We start from the raw sequence: 21,768 nt of genomic DNA, 5'->3' as shown, positions 1-21,768 counted from the left end.
CAAGCTGCCTCCCACAAAGTTATTTATCGCTTTACCCCTCTCAGCAAAAGGCCCGGTGCGCGTTGAATATCGATACCCGAATCAAGTTTCGTCATCTGGTGTGCTTTCTCGAAGTGGCGCGCCAGGGCAGTCTGGCTCGGGCCTGCGATGCCTTGGCGATCAGCCAGCCGGCTCTGTCCAAAAGCCTCAAGGAACTGGAAACCCTGCTGGAAACCACGCTGTTCGTGCGCAGCAAGAGCGGCGCTGCCCTGACTGAGGCCGGTGTGGCGTTCATGCGTTTTGCCGGGCCGAGTGTGCAGGCGTTGCGCGAAGGTGTCAGCAGCCTGCGTTCGGGGGAGCATGAAACGGTCACGGCGCGGCTGGGTGTGTTGTCCACCGCTGAAAGCCTCTTGGTGCCGGAGGTGATCAGCAGGCTGCACGAGCGGCATCCGGCTCTGGTTGTCAGCGTGATGACCGGGCCCAGCGCCTATCTGCTGTCGCAGCTTAGGGTCGGCGAGCTGGACCTGGTCGTGGGGCGCATGACCGATAGCCCGCAGATCCAGGGCCTGACTTTCGAGCATCTGTACAACGAGTCGATGACGCTGGTGGTTCGCAATGATCACCCCTTGCTGGCAGCGCCACTCAAGCGCGAAAGCCTGGAGAGTTTCCCGCTGGTCCTGCCGCTGGCCGGGACCACCATCCGCAAGTTCGCGGACAGCCTGTTCGTTCAATACGGCATTCAGCCGCCACGCCAGCGACTGGAAACCCTGTCGCTGACCTTGAGCCGGCGTTATGTGCAGTGCAGCAATGCGATCTGGATTGCGCCGCTGGATGCCGTACTCCAGGAATTGCAGATCGGCACCCTGGTGGAGCTGGATATGGGAATTCGCGAGCCCGGCGGTTCCGTGGGCCTGTGCAGCAATCCGGCCTTGCCCTTGTCACGGGCTGCCCAATGGTGCGTGGACGAGTTGCGCGGCGTGGGTGAAGCGTATCGTGAAGGGCGTTACACATAACCATTTGGTTATGGATGATGCGGTTTTTTTCAATTTTCGACCTGGGTTCTCCCGCGCGACACTTCGCCGCAGCCTGCAGCGCAAGTGATGGACACTTGCGCACTCCATAAAAAGAACAAGGAGAACGCCATGTCTGTCGCGGACAACAGCCGCTTCGTCATTCGGGATCGCAACTGGCATCCCAAAGCTTTGACCCCTGACTACAAGACCTCGATTCTGCGCTCTCCGCGTCAGGCACTGGTCAGCATTCCGCAATCGGTTTCCGAAGCCAGTGGCCCTGACTTTTCGCACCTGAAGTTCGGTCAGCATGACAACGATCTGCTGCTCAATTTCAACCATGGCGGCCTGCCGATCGGTGAGCGGATCATCCTTGCCGGTCGGGTCTGCGATCAGTACGGCAAGCCGGTTCCGCACACGCTGGTGGAAATCTGGCAAGCCAACGCCGGTGGCCGCTATCGCCACAAGCGCGACAGTTATCTGGCCCCCATCGACCCCAATTTCGGCGGTGTCGGGCGAACCCTCACCGACAGCGAAGGCAATTATAGCTTCCGCACCGTCAAGCCCGGCCCGTACCCATGGCGCAACGGTCCCAACGACTGGCGTCCTGCCCACGTCCATGTGTCGGTCAGCGGCCCGTCGATTGCCACGCGCCTGATCACGCAACTGTATTTCGAGGGTGATCCGTTGATTCCGATCTGCCCGATCGTCAAGTCGATCGCCAGCCCCGAGGCGGTCCAGAGCCTGATCGCCAGGCTTGACCTGGGCATGGGCAATCCGATGGATTGTCTGGCTTATCGCTTCGATATCGTTCTGCGCGGCCAGCGCAAGACTCACTTTGAAAACTGCTGAGGAGGTTTCGACATGCCCGTTCAACTGTTGCAGGAAACACCTTCGCAAACCGCTGGTCCCTACGTGCATATCGGTCTGGCGCTGGAAATAGCCGGCAACCCGACCCGCGAGCTGGAAATCTGGAACGAGATGGCCAAACCCGGCGCGCCGGGTGAGCACATCCTGTTGCTGGGTAATGTCTACGACGGCAATGGCCATCTGATTCGCGATGCGTTTCTGGAGTTCTGGCAGGCCGACCACAATGGCGTCTATGACAGCGTCTACGGGGCTGAAAAGCCCTTCAACGGCTTCGGTCGCACCGCCACAGGCGACGATGGTCTGTGGACGCTCAAGACCATCAAGCCCGGTGTCGTGAACAACGCTGCCGGAGTGCCCATGGCGGCCCATATCAACGTGTCGCTGTTTGCCCGGGGGATCAATATCCACTTGCAGACGCGGCTGTATTTCGATGATGAGCCTCAGGCCAATGCGGTCGATCCTGTGCTGAACCTGATCGAGCAGCCGCCACGTCGCGAAACCCTGATTGCACGGCGTTGCAGCGTCGATGGCCAATTGGCCTACCGCTTCGATATCCGGATTCAGGGCGAGAACGAGACGGTGTTTTTCGACTTTTAACAAGCCCTCATTGCGTGCGTTGCATGGCGCCAGCATTGGCTGGCGACCTTATAAAAATAAAAGGAAACATCCATGACGCTTTCAGCTCGCGAGTCCGCTACGGGCACGCTCGACGTGCAGGTCTTCATCAACAGTCAGCCGCTGTCCCGTTATCAATGGCGGATTGTTGCGTTGTGCTTTCTGATCGTCTTTCTCGATGGGCTGGATACCGCAGCCATGGGGTTTATCGCCCCTGCGTTGAGTCAGGACTGGGGCATTGACCGGGCCAGCCTTGGGCCGGTGATGAGCGCTGCCCTGATCGGCATGGTATTCGGCGCACTGGGTTCCGGGCCGCTGGCCGACCGCTTTGGTCGCAAAGTGGTGCTGGTGGTCGCGGTGTTTGTGTTTGGCTTGTTCAGTCTGGCTTCGGCCTACAGCACCAATATCGACCAGTTGTTGGTGCTGCGCCTGCTGACCGGCCTGGGGCTCGGTGCGGCAATGCCCAACGCCACCACGCTGCTGTCCGAATACACGCCCGAGCGCCTCAAGTCCCTGCTGGTCACCAGCATGTTCTGCGGGTTCAACCTGGGCATGGCGTGTGGAGGTTTTGTCTCGGCGAAAATGATCCCCAGCCTGGGCTGGCACAGCCTGCTGATGCTCGGCGGCATTCTGCCGTTGCTGTTGGCGGTGGTGCTGATGGTCTGGCTGCCGGAGTCAGCGCGCTTTCTGGTGGTGCGCAATCGCGGTGTCGAGCGGATTCGCAAGGTACTGGCGCCCATCGCGCCGTCTGAGGTCGCGACCGCCGGGGATTTCAGCGTCCCGGAGCAAAAGACCGTCAGCAGCCGCAATGTGCTGAAGGTGATTTTTTCCGGCACATACAGCACAGGAACCTTGTTGCTGTGGCTGACCTATTTCATGGGGCTGGTGATCGTTTATCTGCTGACCAGCTGGCTGCCGACCCTGATGCGCGACAGCGGCGCGAGCATGGAACAGTCGGCGTTCATCGGTGCCTTGTTCCAGTTTGGCGGTGTGCTCAGTGCCGTGGGCGTCGGCTGGGCCATGGACCGGTTCAACCCGCATAAGGTGATTGGCGTGGCCTATGCACTGGCCGGTGTCTTCGCCTGGCTGGTCGGGCAGAGCCTGCACAATGTTGCGCTTCTGGCGACCCTCGTTCTCATGGCCGGCATGTGCATCAATGGTGCGCAATCGGCGATGCCTTCGCTGGCGGCCCGGTTCTATCCGACCCAGGGGCGTGCCACGGGTGTTTCGTGGATGCTGGGCATTGGTCGCTTTGGTGCGATTCTCGGTGCCTGGGCCGGTGCTACCTTGCTTGGGCTGGGGTGGAGTTTCGAGCAGGTCCTGACCGCCCTGGTGATTCCCGCAGCCCTGGCCGCATTGGCAGTATTGATCAAGGGTTGGGTCAGCCATGCGGATGCCACCTGACTTTTATCTGGAGCGGTGATGTGAACAGACCGAGCAATCAACTTTTCGATGCCTATTTCACTCAGTCCCTGATGCGCGAGGTGTTCTGCGATGCCGGGCGAGTGCAGGGCATGCTGGATTTCGAGGCCGCACTGGCCAGGGCTCAGGCCAGTGTCGGGCTGATTCCCGGGGACGTGGTGGCCGATATCGAGCAAAGCTGCCGCGCCGGGCTGTTCGATTTCGATGCCCTGGCCGTGGCAATCGGTAATGCGGGCAACTCGGCGATTCCACTGGTCAAGGCGCTGGGCAAGCAGATTGCCCTGCGCAACCCTGAAGCCGAGCGTTACGTGCACATGGGGGCTACCAGCCAGGATGTGATGGATACCGGGCTTATCCTGCAAGTGCGTCGCGCGATCGAACTGTTGGAGCGTGATCTGCAAGAACTGGCCGACGCCCTTGGCGTGCAGGCCCAGCGTCATGCGCAGACGCCATTGGCCGGGCGCACCTGGCTGCAACAGGCGACGCCAGTGACGTTGGGCATGAAAATCGCTGGCTGGCTGGGAGCGGTGACGCGCCATCGCCAGCGCCTGGAAGAGATCAGACCGCGCTTGCTGTGCCTGCAGTTCGGTGGGGCTTCCGGCAGTCTGGCGGCATTGGGCGATCAGGCTTTTGCAGTAACCGAGGCCCTGGCAGACGAGTTGCAGTTGAGCGTGCCCGATCAGCCCTGGCATACCCAGCGTGACAGACTGGTGGAATTCGCCAGCCTGTTGGGCATGATCGCAGGCAGCCTGGGCAAGATGGGCCGGGATATCAGCCTGTTGATGCAGACCGAAGTGGGCGAAGTGTTCGAGCCCGCGGCAGCAGGCAAGGGCGGTTCTTCGACCATGCCCCACAAACGAAACCCGGTGGGCGCAGCGGTGATGATCGGTGCGGCGACGCGTGCGCCGGGGCTGGTCGCCACCCTGTTTGCAGCCATGCCTCAGGAGCATGAGCGCAGCCTGGGCCTGTGGCATGCGGAATGGGAAACCCTGCCGGAACTCTGCTGCCTGGTGTCCGGCTCGTTGCAGCAGGCCTTGCAGGTTGTGCCGGGGCTGGAAGTCGATGAGTCGCGCATGCTGGCGAATCTGGATTCCACTCGTGGACTGGTGCTGGCCGAAGCCGTCAGCATCGAGCTTTCCCGACGCATCGGACGCGACGCCGCGCATCATCTGGTCGAACAGAACTGCCGACGCGCCGTGCAGCAGGGCGCGCATCTGCGTCAGGTGCTGGGCGAGGATCCGCAAGTCACCGCACAACTGTCATCCGCGGAGCTGGATCGCCTGCTCGATCCGGCTCATTACCTTGGCCAGGCCCGACTCTGGGTCGAACGTGCCGTGGCCGAACACACAAGGATCAAGCAATGAACGAAGAAGAACGCTATCAGGCCGGCATGCAGGTTCGTCGTGCGGTGCTGGGCGATACCCATGTCGATAACAGCCTGAAAAAACTGACGCCGTTCAACGAAGAGTTCCAGGAAATGATTACCCGTCATGCCTGGGGCGATATCTGGACGCGCCCGGGTCTGCCACGGCATACCCGCAGCCTGATCACCATCGCCATGCTGATCGGGATGAATCGCGAAGGGGAGTTGCGTTTGCATCTGAAGGCTGCCAAGCATAATGGCGTGACCCGTGACGAGATCAAGGAAGTGCTGATGCAAAGTGCGATCTATTGCGGGATTCCGGCCGCCAATGCGACTTTCCATCTGGCTGAAGAGGTGTGGGACGAGATGGGCGTGGAGTCGTTGAACAAGGAGTGATGGCGGGCTCATGAAAAGGCCGCCAGGGTTTCCCTGGCGGCCTTTGTCTGTCAGAGCAGCGACAACGGATAGCTGACGATCAGGCGGTTTTCGTCGAACTGGTTGGTGCTGTAATCGCGGCGCATGCTGGAGTTGCGCCATTTGACCGACAGGTTCTTGAACGAGCCGCTCTGGAAGACATAGGCCAGTTCCGATTCTCGAGCCCATTCTTCGCCATTGGTGATGGTGCCGGTATGCACGTTTTCGCCACTGATGTAGCGGTTCATGAGGGTCAGGCCGGGCACGCCGAGTGCGGCAAAGTCGTAGTCATGGCGTAACTGCCAGGAACGCTCCTTGGCATTCTCGAAACTGGAGTTGTAGCTGTCGTTGGCCAAGGTGCCGCCACTGGTGCCATTGACCCGCATCCAGGCGCTGTCGCCGCTGACTTTCTGCAAGCCCAGATAAAAGGTGTTGCCGCCATAGCGGGCCGAGAGCATGGCCGACCAGGTCTTGTTGTCCATGTCGCCGGCCAGTGACCGGCCGTCATCCTTGCCGTTGAAGTAGCCAAGGTTGGCACCCAGCACCCATTGGCCCAGCGGCTGGCTGTGGACCACGTTGAGGTATTGCTGCTGGTAGATGTCTTCGAGCTGGGCGTACCAGAGGCCGACCAGAGTGCGTTTTTCATTGAAGGTGTATTCGCCGCCGCCGAAGTTGAAACGGTCGGAGGTAAAGGCTCCACGACCCTGCATCGACATGTCTTCCATGCTTGCATCGTTGCGCGGGCTGTTGGCGCGGAACTGGCCGCCGTAGAGTGTCAGGCCGTCGATTTCCTTCGAGGTGATCTGTCCGCCACGGAAGGTCTGTGGCAGTGAACGGCCATCGTCGGAGCGCAGAATGGGCAGCACCGGCATCCATTCGCCGACTTTCAGCTCGGTCTTGGAAAAGCGTGCCTTTGCTGCAACGCCCAGTCGTCCGAAATCATCGGCGGGGCGTCCATCATCATGAATCGGCAGCAGTTGTGTACCGCCCGAGCCTTTGCCGCCGTCAAGCTTGAGGGAGTAGAGCCCCAGTACATCGACACCAAAGCCGACCGTGCCCTGTGTGAAGCCGGAGCGGGCGTCGAGAATGAAGTTCTGGGTCCATTCCTGAGCGCCGTTCTGGGCGTTGTCAGGGTCGACGAAGTTGCGGTTGATAAAGAAGTTGCGTAGGTTCAAGCCCACCTTGGCGTCATCGACGAAGCCTGCCGCCTGGGTGAAGGTGGGAGTGAGACTGGCTGTGATAGCCGCAGAAAAGCCGCAAAGGATTTTGCAGTTGGATTTCAAGCGCATGAGGTAGGAGCCTTCTTATCATTATTTGTGGGCAGTACAACTGGCTCTGATAGTAAAGACCAAAGAATCGTCTGCAATTGGAAAAATGCTATTTCGTGCGATTATCGACCAAAAATTAACTGGTTGGAACATTTTAACGAGACGTCCCGATTACTGCCTGCGATGCTCACTCAAAAATGATTGCGGCCCCGCTGGGCGAGGCGCGTGAATATTCTTCAGTTGCATGCCAGAACAAGGAAGCCCGATGAGCACTACCAGCACGCCGCTATCCGGTGTCAATCAACCCCTCAAGGGAATTGGCCTGATCCTGCTGGCGACCTTTCTGTTCGCCAGCCATGACACGCTCTCCAAATACCTTTCAGGCTTCTATCCGATCATTCTGGTGGTCTGGGCCCGCTATCTGGTTCATACGCTGCTCATGGCGTTCATCTTCATGCCGTCGGCGGGGCTGCGGGTGTTGCGTACCAAGCGACCGGGTTTTCAGGTCTTGCGTGCGCTGGCCCTGCTGGGTACCAGCCTGTTGTTTACCAGCAGCCTGATGTTCATTCCCCAGGCTGAAGCCACGGCAGTCAACTTTCTTGCGCCGTTGCTGGTCACGGCCTTGTCGGTGCCGTTATTGAAGGAGCGTGTCACGCGAGGCCAATGGCTGGCGGTGGTGGTGGGCTTTTCGGGGGTGATCGTGATCATTCACCCGGGCGGTGAACTCTTTACACCGGCGATTCTGCTGCCGCTGTCTTCGGCCTTGTGCTTTGCGATCTATCAACTGCTGACACGTCTGGTCAGCCCGTATGACAGCCCGACCACCAGCAACTTCTTTGCCGGTCTGTTCAATACCTTGCTGATGAGCGCGCTGGTGCCGTTTTTCTGGCAGACGCCTGAGCTCAAGCACTGGCCGTTTCTATTGGCGTTGGGGGCGTGCGGGATGTCCGCTCATTTGCTGCTGACCCAGGCATTCCGCTTCACCGCACCGGCCATTCTGGCGCCGTTCAGTTACTGTCAGATTGTCTTTGCGGGCTTTCTGGGGTTCATCGTCTTCGACCATATGCCGTCACCCATCGCGCAGGTCGGTATCGTGATCATCTGCCTGAGCGGGCTTGCTGCTGCGTGGCAGCAGCGTACCAAGGGGTGAGTAGCAGGCGTTATCCGCGAGACGTCTATTGAAGGCAATACATCTTCTTCGGGTGTACGGACGTCTCGCGAATAAATTCGCTCCTACAGAGTGTGTTACTCGCTGATCTTCGGCACTTTGCGGGGTGCCATGAAGAACATCCAGGTCAGGGCAATGAAGTACATCGCCGGGATCATGGTGAACAGCACGCTGTAGTTGTTATTGGTGGCAGTGAGGACCGCGCCGACCAACTGGGTCATGAACATCCCGCCGATGGCCGCACACATCCCGCCGAAGCCGAATACGGTGCTCATCATGTGCTTGGGCGTGTAGTCCATCACCAGACTCCAGATATTTGCCGTCCAGGCCTGATGCGCGCCGACCGCTACCGAAATGGCCAGTACGGCAACCCACAATCCGCTGGCATTGGCGGCAAAGATCACGCTGCAGATGGTGATGGCGAAGATAAGCATCGAGATCAGGCGAGCTGTAGTTGGTCTTGCGCCGCGACCGATCAGCCATGAGGACAGGATGCCGCCACCAATGCTGCCCACATCGGCGGTCAGCCAGATCAGGATCAGCGGGATACCCATTTGCGTGACGCTGATGCCCAGGTTGTATTGCTGATTGAGAAACGGCGGCAGCCAGTACAGGTAGAACCAGAACACCGGTGCGGTCAGGGAATAAGCCACAGCGAAGGCCCAGGTGCCGCGCATTTTCAGGATATGCGAGAAAGGCACCTTGACCGGCTCCGGCTCGACTTCCTGGTTGATGTAGTCCAGTTCACTCTTGCGCAGAGTCGGGTGTTCTTCGGGGTTGTAATACTTCAGGCGCCAGATGATGACCCAGAACAGACCGAGCGAGCCCATGGCCACGAACGCAGCCTGCCAGCCCCAGATGGTCAGGATCAGTGGCAACAGGGCAGGGGTCAGCATGGCGCCGACGTTGGTCCCGGCATTGAAGATGCCGGTGGCCACTGCACGTTCCCCGGCCGGGAACCACAGACGTGTGGTCTTGACGCAGGCGGGGTAGTTGGCGGCTTCGGTCAGGCCCAGAATGAAGCGGCAGATCATGAAGCCGATAGCGGACGTCGCCAGGCCGTGGGCACCGGTGGCCAGGCTCCAGAGCAGTACGGCCAGGAAGAAAGCACGTTTGACGCCGACCCGGTCAATGAACCGGCCTTGCAGTACGAAGCCCACCGCATAACCGACCTGGAACCAGAAGTTGATGTTGGCGTAGTCCATCGCCGTCCAGCTCATTTCCTTGGCCAGGATCGGCTGCATGACGCCCAGTGCTGCACGGTCGATGTAGTTCAGGGTGGTTGCAAAGAACACCAGGGCAAGCATGCCCCAGCGGGTCTTGCCCACGGCCATGGCGCCACGAATCTTTTCGCCGATGCCCGCCCGGGCAGCCCGGGCGACGGGGTTGGTTTGGGTGTTGATCATGATGTTCTAACCATCCGTTCCAAGACTGTGCAGTTCGCTACAGTCGGACTTGAGAAGTCCACTCGACTCAGGCGCTGTACCTGTAAAAGTGAGATCGTCGAACCGTTATGCTCGTGGCCAGTTGCTCACGGCATCTTCTGAACGATTCAACGGGCCGGCATCTTACAGGCTCAACCCTTCGAGTGCGCTGGGTTGATTCAGGCGTCGACAGGTCGGGTCGCGTGAACGACCGGCAGATATCGTCGGTCCAGTGAACGGTGAGGGCGTGTCGAGGTGAGAGCGGACGGCGCAAGGAGGGTAGACATGAGCAATATTCCTGTTTTTTGAAATTGTTATGGGGTTGTTGCCGTGAAGCGAAAACGGACACGCGGTGATCCTGCAATGTGTGGCAGATGGTGAGGACTGATCGAAACAGCGTCAATCGAGGAAAATGGCTTCTGTTCGATAATCGAACGCAAAACTAACCAGTTCGTACACTTTATGTTGATCTGGCATTTTGACAGGGAAATACTTTACTCGCACCCCTGTAATGCGGCCGATTCAGGCCGAGAATGCGGTGCTATCCAGTCACGACCCGAAGAGGTTGTGCTCATCCAGGAGCTCAAAGCATGCAGCGTTCTATTGCCACCGTATCCCTGAGCGGTACTCTGCCTGAAAAGCTCGAAGCCGTTGCTGCAGCCGGTTTCGACGGGGTAGAAATCTTCGAGAACGACCTTTTGTATTACGACGGCAGCCCGCGAAATGTCAGGCAGATCTGCGCCGACCTGGGTATCGCCATCACTCTGTTCCAGCCGTTTCGTGACTTTGAAGGCTGCCGCCGTGACCGGCTTCAGCGTAATGTCGACCGTGCCGAACGCAAATTCGATCTGATGCAGGAGCTGGGCACTGATCTGGTGCTGGTCTGCAGCAATGCCGCCGCCGATTCGGTGGGCGATGAAAATATCCTGCTCGATGACCTGAGCCTGCTGGCCGAGCGTGCCGGTGCCCGTAACCTGCGGGTGGGCTACGAAGCCCTGGCCTGGGGGCGTCATGTGAATACCTGGCAACAGGTCTGGAATCTGGTGCGTCAGGTCGATCACCCGGCCCTGGGTGTATTGCTCGACAGTTTCCATACGCTTTCGCTCAAGGGCGATCCAGGTGCCATCGCCCAGATTCCCGGCGACAAGATCTTTTTCGTGCAAATGGCCGATGCGCCGATCCTGGCCATGGACGTGCTGGAGTGGAGCCGGCATTTTCGCTGCTTCCCCGGTCAGGGCGAATTCGACCTGCCAGGCTTTCTGGCGCCGATCCTGCGCAGTGGCTACACCGGACCTTTGTCACTGGAAGTCTTCAATGATGGTTTTCGGGCTGCGCCAACCCGAGCCAACGCCGCCGATGGTTTCCGTTCATTGCTCTATCTGGAAGAGAAAACCCGCGAGCTGCTGGCTCGCGAGGCTGAGCCGGTGGCTTCCGAAATCCTGTTCAATCCGCCGCCTGCCAGCACCTACAGTGGCGTCGAGTTCCTTGAGTTCGCGGTTGACGAGACTCAGGGCGCACGGCTGTCCGGCTGGCTCGAACGTCTCGGTTTCGCCCGTCTGGGGCAGCATCGCTCCAAGGCGGTGAGCCTGCTGGGGCAGGGCGATATCAAGATTGTGCTCAATGCCGAACCCTATTCCTTTGCCCACAGCTTTTTCGAGGCCCATGGCCCTTCGCTGTGTGCTACTGCCTTGCGAGTGGATGACGGCAACAGGGCGCTGGAGCGTGCGCGTGCGTTCAAGGGCCAGCCCTATCGCGGACTGGTCGGGCCGAATGAGCGTGAAATCCCTTCGGTGCGTGCGCCCGATGGCAGCCTGATCTATCTGGTCCAGGGCGCCGAGCCCGGGCAGTCGATCTACGACATCGACTTTGTCGTCGACCCCAAGACCAGGGATCAGGGCGGCCTGCAACGCATTGACCACATGGCCATGGCGCTGCCGGCAGACAGCCTCGACAGTTGGGTGCTGTTCTACAAGAGCCTGCTGGACTTCGAGGCCGATGACGAAGTGGTGCTGCCCGATCCTTACGGGCTGGTCAAAAGCCGGGCCTTGCGCAGCCGGTGCAGCACGATCCGTCTGCCGCTGAACATTTCGGAGAACCGCAACACGGCGATATCCCATGCCCTGTCGAGTTATCGTGGCTCCGGCGTGCATCACATCGCGTTCTCGTGCGAAGACATTTTTGCCGAGGTCAGGCGTGCCAAGGAGGCGGGCGTCCCGTTGCTGGATATCCCGCTCAACTATTACGACGACCTGGCCGCACGCTTCGACTTCGATGACGAATTCCTCAGCGAACTGGCGTATTACAACGTGCTGTACGACCGCGATGCCCAGGGCGGCGAGCTGTTCCACGTCTACACCGATGCCTTCGACGGGCGTTTCTTCTTCGAGATTCTGCAACGCAAGAACGGCTACGTCGGATATGGCGCGGCCAATGTTCCGGTGCGTCTTGCGGCCATGGCCAAGGCCCGTAACGTGGCGGCGCGTCAGGCGCGTCTCTGAGGTTTGATGCCGGGCTGCGCAGTGCAGGAGTGCTGCGCAGCTTCCCTCGATCCATTACGCGCTTCATAATCCGGAATTCAACCGTGGTCGTGAGCGAATAATGAAAAAAACTGCCGACTCCGCTGCCGTCGAGCCCGTCGATGCGCTGCGCAAGAGCCGCAAGAACAATCCGGAAAAGACCCGCGAGGATATCCTTCAGGCGGCAATCGTCGAGTTCGTTGCCTACGGGTTGACCGGCGCACGGGTCGATGCCATCGCCGAGCGCACCAAGACGTCGAAACGGATGATCTATTACTACTTCGGTAGCAAGGAGCAGCTGTACGTTGAAGTGCTGGAAAAGCTCTACGGCGATATCCGCACCACCGAAAGCCAGTTGAACCTGGGCGAGCTTGAGCCGGTGGAAGCTATCCATCGAGTCGTGGAATTCACCTTCGATCACCATGACCGCAATGTCGATTTCGTGCGCATCGTCTGCATCGAAAACATTCATAACGGCGAGAACGTCAAACAGTCCGATTCGATTCAGGCCAAGAGCCAGAACATCATTCGGGCGCTGGACGATATTCTGCGACGCGGCGAGTCCATGGGGCTGTTCCGCGAAGGTGTTCATCCGGTGGACCTGCACCTGATGATCAGCTCGTTCTGCTTCTATCGCATCTCCAACCGCCACACGTTCAGCGAGATTTTCCAGATCGAACTGTGGAGCGATGAGGTCAAGAAGCGTCACAAGACCATGATCTGCGACGCTGTGCTGAGTTACCTCAAACGCTGAGTCTTACAGGCTGTGGAAGTGGTCCATCATGCGCTCTGCATCGGCAGGGCGACCGCTGAACAGCTCGAATGCCTTCACCGCCTGAAACACGGCCATGGTCGAGCCGTCGAGGGTGCGGCAGCCCAGTGCGCGGGCATGCTTGAGCAGTTCGGTTTCCAGCGGGAAGTAAATGATTTCCGCCACCCAGAGTTCGGGGCGCAGCAGCTCCACCGGTAATGGCGTGCCGGGCAATTTGGCCATGCCCACGGGTGTGGTATTCACCAGCCCGTCGGCTTCGGCCATTGCGCCCGGCAGATCGAGTCCCACCTGAGCCCGGCCGACCCCGAAGCAGGCGTTGAGGTTATCCACCAGGCCACGGGCACGTTCAGGTTCCACCTCGAAAACGCTCAAATGCTGCACGCCTGAACTGAGCAACGCATGGGCCACGGCAGCGCCAGCCCCGCCAGCGCCCATCTGCACCACATGCTGACGCGGAGCCTGAGCCAGGCCGCGATGCAAGCCTTCGGCAAAACCCAGGCAGTCGGTGTTATGGCCGATGCGCTTGCCATCCTTGAAGACCACGGTGTTGACCGCGCCAATGCCGCGAGCCTCGTCGGACAGTTCGTCCAGTAGAGGAATGACGGCCTGTTTGCAGGGGAAGGTGATGTTGAGGCCTGTGAACCCCGTGTTCTGGGCGCCTTCCAGCAGGCGCGGCAGGGCGTTGATATCCAGCTTGAGGGCGTCGATATCGATCAGCCGATACAGATAGCGCAAACCCTGGGCATCGCCTTCATGCTCATGCATCGACGGGGTTCGTGAGGCCTGGATACCTGAGCCGATCAGGCCGGCGAGAATGGACGGTTTTTCAATCTGGGTCATGACTTTCTGTCTCTTGTTCTGGCGTCACTGCCCGGTGTCGGGCAAACATTTTCGGCAAAATGTACCAGATGGTTCAAAGTGCTGCAGGTTCTATCTCGGGCCTTGCAGGGATTTGGTGCGGTTATCGCCCGCATAGCGGGGATCAAGCCCTTGAGGGATAATGCACGTCCCGTTGTTCCTGCATCTTCATGAGTGTCAGACCTGCGCATGTCCGAGTCCGTTTTTGTTGCCGCCCATAACCAAGCCAGCACCCTCTATCTGCCGCCTGGCCCCTGGACGACGGTACTCGACTGCCTGTGCGCGCGATTCACGGCCATCAGCCGCGAGCAGTGGCTGGACCGCATCGCCCGTGGCAGGGTGCTGGATGGCAACGGCATGCCTGTTTCCCCCGATCTGGCTTATCGGGAAGGCCTGAAGATTCACTATTTTCGCGAAGTCCCGAACGAAACACCGATCCCGGTCGTAGAAACGATTCTGTATGCCGACGAGCATCTGGTGGTAGCCGACAAGCCCCATTTCCTGCCGGTTACGCCGGCTGGCGAGTATGTCGAGCAAACCCTGCTGCGGCGTCTGATTCACCGGTTGGGCAACCCGGATCTGGTTCCGCTGCATCGCATCGACCGGCACACCGCCGGGCTGGTGCTGTTTTCGGCCAACAGGCAAAGCCGCTCGGCTTATCAGGCGCTGTTTCCCACTCGCAAGATCGACAAGCGTTACGAAGCCATCGCGCCTGCGCTGCCCGGGCTCGAATTTCCTCGTCTGCACAAGAGCCGACTGGTGGATGGCGAGCCGTTTTTCCGCATGCAGGAAGGGCCAGGGGCAAGCAATACCGAGACCCGCATCGAAGTCTGCGAGCGCAACGGGGAGTTGTGGCGTTACGGGCTGTATCCGGTGACCGGCAAGAAGCACCAGTTGCGCGTCCACATGGCGGCGCTCGGCGCGGCGATCTGCAATGACCCGTTCTATCCCGACGTCATCAAGGATGCAGTCGACGATTACGACCGGCCATTGAAACTGCTAGCCCAGGGGCTGCGCTTCATCGACCCGGTGAGCGGGGAACCACGCCAGTTCGAGAGCCTGTTGAAGCTGGACTGGTAGGCAGGCCGATCAGTTAAGGCACAAACACTACTTGTGGGAGGCAGCTTGCTGGCGAAAAAGGCCTGAAAACTGGCAGATATTCCGCGTCTGTACGTGAAGTCGCCAGCAAGCTGCCTCCCACAAAGTGACTCATTGGCCTTGACTGATCGGCACTGCCCGGTAGGAGCGAATTCATTCGCGAAGAACAGGACTGTGCAACCAATAAAAAACCCGCCATCAATACGACTGGCGGGTTTTTTGTACATCACGTCCGGATTACAGATCCTTGACGGTACGTACCTGATCCTTGTTGATGCGGGTCTGCTTGCCATCGAGTTGCTTGAACTCGTAGAAGCCCGAATCTTCATCGTAGTGAGGGGTGTCTACGGACTGGATTTCACGGCCATCATTCAGAGTGATTACAGTTGGCGATGCGCAGCCTGCGAGGGAAGCAATACCCAGTGCCAGCAAAAAGGCGGCAGGAAGAGTGCGTTGTTTCATGACAGTGTCTCCGGATGGACTCTTGGTTAATGACTCTCAGACGTATACACCTTCTGCAAGTTCCATGAAAAGTTCATTGAGCCTGTTCATTGATCTGACTCAGCAATTCGGGAGTATTCAGATTGGCCAGTCGCGGGTCGCCAGTCTCCAGTTGCAAGGCCACGGGTTGCAGGGGCGCCATGGCCCTGCGCGGGCTGCGTTCACCGCTCTGCCATGCACGTTCCAGCGCCTCGGCATGGAGGGTCGGAATAATGCAGATCAGGGGTTGCCAGTGTTCGCCTTCGCGGACCATGACCGGATGGTTCGGGTGTTCCAGTGCCGTGTTGTGCAGCGCCTGCAGCAAGGCGTTATCGATCAGCGGCGCGTCGCAGGGCAGTACCAGCAGGTATTCGTGCCGGGCAAGGGGCAGGGCGGCGCGGATACCGGCCAGAGGCCCGCAGAAGTCGGTATTATCGTCCTGAACCAGTTGATCGGCGTAAGCGGCGTAACGCTCCAGATTGCGATTGCAGGAAATGATCAGGTCATCGGTCAAGGGACGTGTCAGGCGATGCAGGTGCTGAATCAGCGGCTCGCCCTGCCATTGCACAAGGCCTTTGTCACGCCCGCCCATGCGTTGTCCCTGACCTCCGGCCAGCAGCAGGATCGAGCAGTTCGCCAATGTGACGCCAACATTCATCAAAGACTCACCGGGCAGTAAAAAGGAGTGCTGTGATATAACACCGGCCTGTTTCCTTAACAACCGGATCGAGGCCATGAAAGCCAAGGCTGACACACCTTTTGTACCCCTGAATATCGCCGTCCTGACCGTCAGCGATACCCGCACCTTTGAAAACGACACCTCGGGGCAGATGTTCGTCGATCGCCTGACTGAAGCCGGTCATGGCTTGATCGAGCGCGTCCTGCTCAAGGATGACCTGTACAAGATCCGCGCCCAGGTTGCGACCTGGATTGCCGATGAACAGGTTCAGGTCGTGCTGATCACTGGCGGCACAGGCTTTACCGGACGTGACAGCACGCCGGAAGCCGTGAGCTGCCTGCTGGACAAGCAGGTCGATGGTTTCGGCGAGCTGTTCCGGCAGATTTCCGTACCGGATATCGGCACCTCGACCATTCAGTCCCGTGCGCTGGCCGGTCTGTCCAACGGTACGCTGGTCTGCTGCCTGCCGGGCTCCACCAACGCGGTGCGTACGGCCTGGGACGGAATTCTGTCTCAACAGCTGGATTCGCGTTTCCGCCCGTGCAATTTCGTGCCGCACCTCAGGCAGGCCGAGCCCTGCGCCACCCGTGGTTGAACGGGCATGAACGCACCTCAGGCCCTGATGCCTGTCGAACAAGCCATTGCGCGTCTGCTGGAAATGGCCGAAGCCTCGCCCATCACCGAGCGTGAACGGGTTCCGCTGGCCGAAGCCCAGGGTCGTGTGTTGGCGGTGGACCTGATTTCCACCCTTGACCTGCCGCCCTGGCCCAACAGCGCCATGGACGGTTACGCCTTGCGTCTGGCGGACTGGAACGGCGAGCCGCTGTCCGTCAGCCAGAGAATCTTCGCCGGGCAGGCTCCCGAGCCATTGGCAGCCGGCACTTGCGCACGGATCTTCACCGGCGCTCCCATGCCGGAAGGTGCCGATTGCGTCGAGATGCAGGAAAACGCCGAAGTCCTGGATGACCAGCGCGTACGCTTTACCGAACCACTGAAGCCTGGCCAGAACATCCGTCCCCAAGGACAGGAAACCACGGTCGGCGACAAGGTGCTGGCGACGGGGACTCGCCTGGGGCCTATCGAGCTGGGGCTCGCGGCATCCCTGGGGTTGGCTGAGCTGGAAGTCATACGCCGGGTCCGTGTGGCCGTGCTGTCCACTGGCGATGAGTTGATCGAACCCGGTCAGCCCTTGGGTCCCGGGCAGATCTACAACAGTAATCGCGTGCTGCTGTGCAGTTGGTTGAAGCGTCTTGAGTGCGAAGTCGTGGATGCCGGCATCCTGCCGGACGATCTGGAAAAGACCCGTGCTGCATTGGCGGGGCTCAACGAGGTCGACCTGATCCTGTCCACGGGCGGCGTATCCGTAGGCGAAGCGGACTTCCTCGGCCATGCGCTGCGCGAAGAGGGCGAGCTGTCGTTGTGGAAGCTGGCGATCAAGCCGGGCAAGCCGCTGACCTTCGGCCATTTCCGTGGCGTGCCGGTGATCGGCCTGCCGGGTAATCCGGCGTCCACGCTGGTCACTTTTGCGTTGTTGGCTCGCGCCTATCTGCTCCGCCGTCAGGGTGTTGCAGATGTCACGCCCATGCAGTTTCCCGTCCCGGCCGGATTCGTCTGGCGCAAGGCAGGCAATCGTCGCGAATACCTGCGCGGGCGTCTGGAGCAGGGGCGCGCCGTGGCCTACAGCAACCAAAGCTCCGGCGTTCTGCGCAGTGCGGCCTGGGCCGACGGTTTGATCGAGGTTCGCGAAGGCAGCACGGTTGCTGAAGGTGACTGGGTCAATTTCATTCCCTTGAGTGAAGTGCTGGGCTGATTACATTCAAATGGTCGTCCGGCGAGGCATGAGCTACCCTCAAACACGCTGACAGATTGGGCATCAGGAATTTGCTCTGGAGTATTGTTATGCCGTCTTTGAGAGTGGCTTGTGTCATTCCGACCTACAACGGGCGCAAGGATCTGGACCGCCTGCTGGATTCGCTGGCGACCCAGACCGCGACCTTCGACACCCTGATCGTTGATTCCAGCTCGTCGGATGGCACGCTGGAACTGGCACAGTCACGCTGCGCCAATGTGATCCGTATCGACAGCAAGGACTTCAACCACGGCGGCACCCGGCAGATGATGGTCGAGCGCTACCCCGACTACGACGTTTACGTCTACATGACCCAGGATGCCTATGTGGAGGATGTCGACGCCATCGCCAATATTCTGCTGCCGTTTGCCGATCCCAAGGTAGGCGCGGTATGCGGACGGCAGTTGCCTCACAAGGATGCCAACCTGCTGGCGCAGCATGCGCGACTGTTCAATTACCCGCCGACTTCCCGGATCAAGACCCTTGAGGATGCTGCAACGCTGGGCATCAAGACACCGTTCATGTCGAATTCCTTCGCGGCGTATCGTCGTGAGGCGTTGCTGGCGACGGGAGGCTTCCCGCGGCATGTGATCCTCTCCGAAGACATGTACGTCACGGCCAGGATGCTGCTCGATGGCTGGAAAATCGCTTACGAAGGTTCGGCGGTGTGCAGGCATTCCCACAACTACAGCCTGCGGGAAGAGTTTTGTCGTTACTTCGATATTGGCGTGTTCCAGTCTCGGGAATCCTGGATCTACGAAACCTTTGGCGGCATTGCGGGCGAGGGGATGCGCTATGTGAAATCAGAGCTGGCCTTTCTGGGCAAGCGTCGCTTTCTGCTGTGGCCACTGTCTTTCATTCGCAACGCCCTCAAGCTGCTGGCCTACAAACTGAGCAAGCAGGAAAAGCGTTTGCCCAATGCCCTCAAGAAAAAGCTCGGCATGCACAAACGGTATTGGGACAGCCCGTATGCCGACAGTTCTCGCGACTGAAGCCGCTGACCGGGCAGGAGTAATACCGATCAGTTAAGAGGCATTTTCAAAAAGCAGGTGGCAGGATCCCAATCCGTGGGAGGGGCCTTGGCCGCGACAGCCAGTTGAAGTGCGCTGAAGATGTGTTGCCTTCACTGATGCTGTCGCGGCCAAGGCCCCTCCCACAAGTTTAAGCACTACTTGCCTGATTCCTCTTCCTGACGGTCCGCCTCGAACAACTGCGCCAGTTCCTTCCTGGCTTCCCGTGCGGTTTGCAGAAGCTTGGCTTCGTCGTCATACACCAGATGCTGGGCAGCCAGTACCTGCTCGTCGTGACGCTTGAAGCGGCTGATTCGCGCGTCGGCCTGGGCTTGGCTCAAACCTAGGCCCAGCAAGGTCTGACGGCTCATTTCCAGACTGGAATAGAAGGTTTCACGTACCGCCTGGGCGCCCACGTCGATCAGGCGATGGACGTGCTGGCGGTTACGGGCGCGGGCGATGATCTTCATGTCCGGGTACAACTTGCGGATCAGCTCGGCGGTCTTGATGTTGGTGTCGGGGTCATCGGTGGCGATGATAAAGAACTCCGCCTCATGAACCTTGGCCGCCCGCAGGATTTCCGGTTTCATCGGATCGCCGTAGAACACCGGTACATTGCCGAAGCTGCGCGAGAACTCGATGGATTCCACCGCAGTATCCAGCGCCACGAAAGGGATATTCTGCGCTCGCAGAATACGCGCCACGATCTGGCCCATACGGCCCATGCCGGCAATCACCACGCGAGGGCTGTCGGTATTGATATCGCGGTACTCGTCCGGCACCTCGACAGGCTTGACCTTGGGCTTGATCCAGCGAGCCATGGCCATGAACAGCAGCGGCGTCATGGCCATCGAGAGAGTAATGGCCAGGATCAGAATGTCGTACAGCTCGGGTTCGAACAGACCTTGCTGATTGCCGATCTTGAAGACAACGAAAGCGAATTCACCCCCTGCGGCCAGCACCAGCCCCAGGCTCAGGGCATTCTGTTTACTCAACCCGCCTGCCAGACGCCCGATGAAAAACAGCAGAGGAAACTTCAGGGCAATCAGCAGAAATGTCAGCCCCAGCACAATCACCGGTGAACTGAACAGCAGACTGATATTGGCGCCCATCCCGACGCTGATGAAAAACAGCCCCAGCAACAGCCCTTTGAAAGGCTCGATCTGCGCTTCGAGTTCGTGCCGGTATTCGGAGTCTGCCAGCAGCAGACCGGCCAGGAAGGCGCCCAGCGCCATGGACACGCCCACCAGCTCCATCAACCAGGCCGTCCCCATGACCACCAGCAGGGCGGTGGCTGTGGACACTTCCTGGATCTTGGTCTTGGCCACGATGCGAAACACCGGGCGCAGCAGGTAGCGACCGCCGACCACCACAATTGCGATGCTGCCCAGCACCTGCAGGCTGTGGAGCAGGCTTTCATGGGAACTGAGTTCTTGCTCGTGGCTGGTGCCAGCCAGCAACGGAACCATGGCAATCAGCGGGATGGCAGCGATGTCCTGAAACAGCAGAATGGCAAACGCCAGACGCCCGTGGGGGCTGTTCAACTCCTTGCGCTCGGCCAGGCTTTGCAGGCCGAAAGCGGTGGAAGACAATGCGAGACCCAGACCCAGCACCACAGCTGTATTCAGGGGTTGCTCGAAGGCTAGCAGGGCAACACAGCCAATCACCAGACCGGTCAGCAGCACTTGCGCCATGCCGACACCAAAGACCGCCTTGCGCATCACCCATAAACGTTTTGGGGACAGCTCCAGGCCGATGATGAACAGCAGCAACACCACCCCGAGTTCCGAGATATGGCTGACGCTTTCCGGGTTGTCGATGAGTTTGAGTACTGAAGGGCCGATGATGACGCCCGCGAATAAATAGCCCAGCACGGCGCCCAGTTGCAGGCGCTTGGCCAGCGGAACAGTCAATACGGCGGCGAGCAGGAACACGACTGCGGCCTGTAGCAGGCTGCCTTCATGGGGCATGTTGAAACTCCTTGGCAAGTCATGAACAGTCGATAAACGACTTTGAAGGGCGGCATTAAACCATGCGTGATTCACAGAGCCATGTTCAATTGTGCTCTATGTCTGTCACAGGGGCTTGTGATGAGGCGGGAGGGCCGTGCCAGAAACGGCGCATCGGCGTACCATATGCGGGCATTTGCGCAGAGCCAATGCTGTCCAGAGAACTCAGGAAACCGTTATGACCAACAAGCAACGCTTGATTTACTCCATTCTGATCATCCTGTCCGTCATGGCGATCATGCTGGGGCTGTCACACCTGCAGAACACGGGTGTGCTGAGTGAGAAGACCTTCCAGTACATTGCCATCAGCGTGGCCGTGATCGTGGTCGTTCTGAACGGCATCATGCGACGCAAGGTCAAGCGCTGAGATTCGCTGCCCTGCATCGTCGCATCGAGGGTGTCAATCCTTGTTCGATTCGCTCAGCCATTCCCAGGCGCGAGGGTGCAGGCTGTAGGTCTTGTCCGCATTGAGGTTGATCACGCCTTCATCACACAGGCGCTTGAGCACCTCGCGGACACTGAGAAAAGACAACGGCACATCGAGTCGCAGCAACTGGCTGTGTACACCCCGTACTCCCAGGGTCTGGCCTTCATCATTGGCCGCCAGCAGCGCATCCAGGACCTTCAGCCTGACGAGGCTGGTGCGCAGACCAAAACTTTTCAGCAGCAGCCTTATATGTTCATTGCCGGGGCGATCGGTTTCTGCGGCGGGCGATTCTGCCTGGGCAGAAAGGGCCGTCTGCCGGAGCATCGTGCGGGTTGTAATTCCTTGACGATTGAACATGCAAACTCCTTTTCAGGCTTTTTCAGATACGGCTCATTGGGTTCTGTGAACGAAACTCATTACTAATGACGAACGAACGCCTGAAAAACTCATATTTGAACGCAAAAAAAACATAAAAATGTGTTTTTGCCAGGACGACGGCCGTTTTCCGGGCGACAGAAAGCAGCGCGAACGCCCGGA

The 21,768-nt window shown here is 59.3% G+C and carries 21 protein-coding genes; 14 read left to right on the top strand and 7 right to left on the bottom strand.

Translation table 11 applies throughout. The features are described from left to right. Positions 1 to 62: 62 nt before the first annotated feature. From pcaQ to pcaC, 6 genes are all read left to right on the top strand, one after another. The gene (gene pcaQ, locus KQP88_RS14020; protein ID WP_216703385.1) at positions 63 to 992 is read left to right on the top strand and encodes a pca operon transcription factor PcaQ; all 930 of its coding nucleotides are present in this window, start codon (positions 63 to 65) and stop codon (positions 990 to 992) included. Between the two features lie 129 nt (positions 993 to 1,121). Beyond that, a complete protein-coding gene (gene pcaH, locus KQP88_RS14015; protein ID WP_198725076.1) occupies positions 1,122 to 1,841 on the top strand; it encodes a protocatechuate 3,4-dioxygenase subunit beta in 720 nt (239 codons plus the stop codon). A gap of 12 nt (positions 1,842 to 1,853) precedes the next feature. Further along, positions 1,854 to 2,456 carry a protocatechuate 3,4-dioxygenase subunit alpha gene (pcaG, locus tag KQP88_RS14010; RefSeq protein ID WP_200991988.1) on the top strand — a complete coding sequence of 201 codons (603 nt, stop codon included), beginning with the start codon at positions 1,854 to 1,856 and terminating at the stop codon, positions 2,454 to 2,456. Between the two features lie 72 nt (positions 2,457 to 2,528). Further along, a complete protein-coding gene (locus tag KQP88_RS14005) occupies positions 2,529 to 3,878 on the top strand; it encodes an MFS transporter (protein WP_216703384.1) in 1,350 nt (449 codons plus the stop codon). A gap of 20 nt (positions 3,879 to 3,898) precedes the next feature. Then, a complete protein-coding gene (locus tag KQP88_RS14000; RefSeq protein WP_216703383.1) occupies positions 3,899 to 5,260 on the top strand; it encodes a 3-carboxy-cis,cis-muconate cycloisomerase in 1,362 nt (453 codons plus the stop codon). Then, the gene (pcaC, locus tag KQP88_RS13995; protein WP_216703382.1) at positions 5,257 to 5,655 is read left to right on the top strand and encodes a 4-carboxymuconolactone decarboxylase; all 399 of its coding nucleotides are present in this window, start codon (positions 5,257 to 5,259) and stop codon (positions 5,653 to 5,655) included. The genes KQP88_RS14000 and pcaC overlap by 4 nt, the downstream gene beginning before the upstream one ends. 50 nt (positions 5,656 to 5,705) lie before the next feature. Here the strand turns inward: pcaC and KQP88_RS13990 are convergent, their stop codons facing one another. Further along, positions 5,706 to 6,962, bottom strand: coding sequence for an OprD family porin (locus KQP88_RS13990; RefSeq protein WP_216703381.1), 1,257 nt, complete (start codon positions 6,960 to 6,962; stop codon positions 5,706 to 5,708). 244 nt (positions 6,963 to 7,206) lie between these two features. On the opposite strand from KQP88_RS13990, the gene KQP88_RS13985 reads away from it, so the two are divergent. Next, positions 7,207 to 8,091 (top strand): DMT family transporter, encoded by an 885-nt coding sequence (locus tag KQP88_RS13985; protein ID WP_200991992.1) that lies wholly within the window; start codon positions 7,207 to 7,209, stop codon positions 8,089 to 8,091. Positions 8,092 to 8,186: 95 nt separating this feature from the next. Here the strand turns inward: KQP88_RS13985 and KQP88_RS13980 are convergent, their stop codons facing one another. Continuing rightward, a complete protein-coding gene (locus KQP88_RS13980; protein ID WP_216703380.1) occupies positions 8,187 to 9,515 on the bottom strand; it encodes an MFS transporter in 1,329 nt (442 codons plus the stop codon). Between the two features lie 608 nt (positions 9,516 to 10,123). On the opposite strand from KQP88_RS13980, the gene quiC reads away from it, so the two are divergent. Continuing rightward, positions 10,124 to 12,031: a 3-dehydroshikimate dehydratase QuiC gene (gene quiC, locus KQP88_RS13975; protein WP_216703379.1), complete on the top strand. Its 1,908-nt coding sequence runs from the start codon at positions 10,124 to 10,126 to the stop codon at positions 12,029 to 12,031. Between the two features lie 100 nt (positions 12,032 to 12,131). Further along, positions 12,132 to 12,803 (top strand): TetR family transcriptional regulator, encoded by a 672-nt coding sequence (locus KQP88_RS13970; RefSeq protein ID WP_200991995.1) that lies wholly within the window; start codon positions 12,132 to 12,134, stop codon positions 12,801 to 12,803. A 3-nt stretch (positions 12,804 to 12,806) separates the two neighbouring features. On the opposite strand, the gene KQP88_RS13965 is transcribed toward KQP88_RS13970, so the two are convergent. After that, entirely contained in the window at positions 12,807 to 13,661 is an 855-nt protein-coding gene (locus tag KQP88_RS13965; RefSeq protein ID WP_216703378.1) for a shikimate dehydrogenase, read from the bottom strand. Positions 13,662 to 13,868: 207 nt separating this feature from the next. On the opposite strand from KQP88_RS13965, the gene KQP88_RS13960 reads away from it, so the two are divergent. Continuing rightward, entirely contained in the window at positions 13,869 to 14,759 is an 891-nt protein-coding gene (locus KQP88_RS13960; protein WP_216703377.1) for a pseudouridine synthase, read from the top strand. A 255-nt stretch (positions 14,760 to 15,014) separates the two neighbouring features. On the opposite strand, the gene KQP88_RS13955 is transcribed toward KQP88_RS13960, so the two are convergent. Beyond that, positions 15,015 to 15,239 carry a YgdI/YgdR family lipoprotein gene (locus KQP88_RS13955; RefSeq protein WP_025260518.1) on the bottom strand — a complete coding sequence of 75 codons (225 nt, stop codon included), beginning with the start codon at positions 15,237 to 15,239 and terminating at the stop codon, positions 15,015 to 15,017. Between the two features lie 73 nt (positions 15,240 to 15,312). Then, entirely contained in the window at positions 15,313 to 15,915 is a 603-nt protein-coding gene (gene mobA, locus KQP88_RS13950; protein ID WP_216703376.1) for a molybdenum cofactor guanylyltransferase MobA, read from the bottom strand. A 76-nt stretch (positions 15,916 to 15,991) separates the two neighbouring features. On the opposite strand from mobA, the gene moaB reads away from it, so the two are divergent. The 3 genes from moaB to KQP88_RS13935 all read left to right on the top strand — a co-directional run bounded on the left by moaB (position 15,992) and on the right by KQP88_RS13935 (position 18,777). After that, positions 15,992 to 16,531, top strand: a complete 540-nt coding sequence (gene moaB / locus KQP88_RS13945; RefSeq protein WP_216703375.1) for a molybdenum cofactor biosynthesis protein B — start codon at positions 15,992 to 15,994, stop codon at positions 16,529 to 16,531. Between the two features lie 6 nt (positions 16,532 to 16,537). Beyond that, positions 16,538 to 17,746 carry a molybdopterin molybdotransferase MoeA gene (locus tag KQP88_RS13940; protein WP_216703374.1) on the top strand — a complete coding sequence of 403 codons (1,209 nt, stop codon included), beginning with the start codon at positions 16,538 to 16,540 and terminating at the stop codon, positions 17,744 to 17,746. Positions 17,747 to 17,835: 89 nt separating this feature from the next. After that, entirely contained in the window at positions 17,836 to 18,777 is a 942-nt protein-coding gene (locus KQP88_RS13935; protein ID WP_216703373.1) for a glycosyltransferase, read from the top strand. A gap of 176 nt (positions 18,778 to 18,953) precedes the next feature. On the opposite strand, the gene KQP88_RS13930 is transcribed toward KQP88_RS13935, so the two are convergent. Further along, complete coding sequence (locus KQP88_RS13930) at positions 18,954 to 20,765, bottom strand: monovalent cation:proton antiporter-2 (CPA2) family protein (protein WP_216703372.1); 1,812 nt, start codon at positions 20,763 to 20,765, stop codon at positions 18,954 to 18,956. Positions 20,766 to 20,982: 217 nt separating this feature from the next. Between KQP88_RS13930 and KQP88_RS13925 the strand changes: the two genes are divergently transcribed. After that, on the top strand, positions 20,983 to 21,171 hold the full coding sequence (locus KQP88_RS13925; protein WP_025260512.1) for a hypothetical protein: 189 nt from the start codon (positions 20,983 to 20,985) through the stop codon (positions 21,169 to 21,171). Between the two features lie 33 nt (positions 21,172 to 21,204). On the opposite strand, the gene KQP88_RS13920 is transcribed toward KQP88_RS13925, so the two are convergent. Then, a complete protein-coding gene (locus KQP88_RS13920) occupies positions 21,205 to 21,588 on the bottom strand; it encodes a Fe2+/Zn2+ uptake regulation protein (protein WP_198725060.1) in 384 nt (127 codons plus the stop codon). Positions 21,589 to 21,768: the final 180 nt, after the last annotated feature.

It is taken from the genome of Pseudomonas lijiangensis, assembly GCF_018968705.1.
Taxonomy (GTDB): Bacteria; Pseudomonadota; Gammaproteobacteria; order Pseudomonadales; family Pseudomonadaceae; genus Aquipseudomonas; species Aquipseudomonas lijiangensis.
This window is presented reverse-complemented; position numbering and strand designations above follow the sequence as displayed.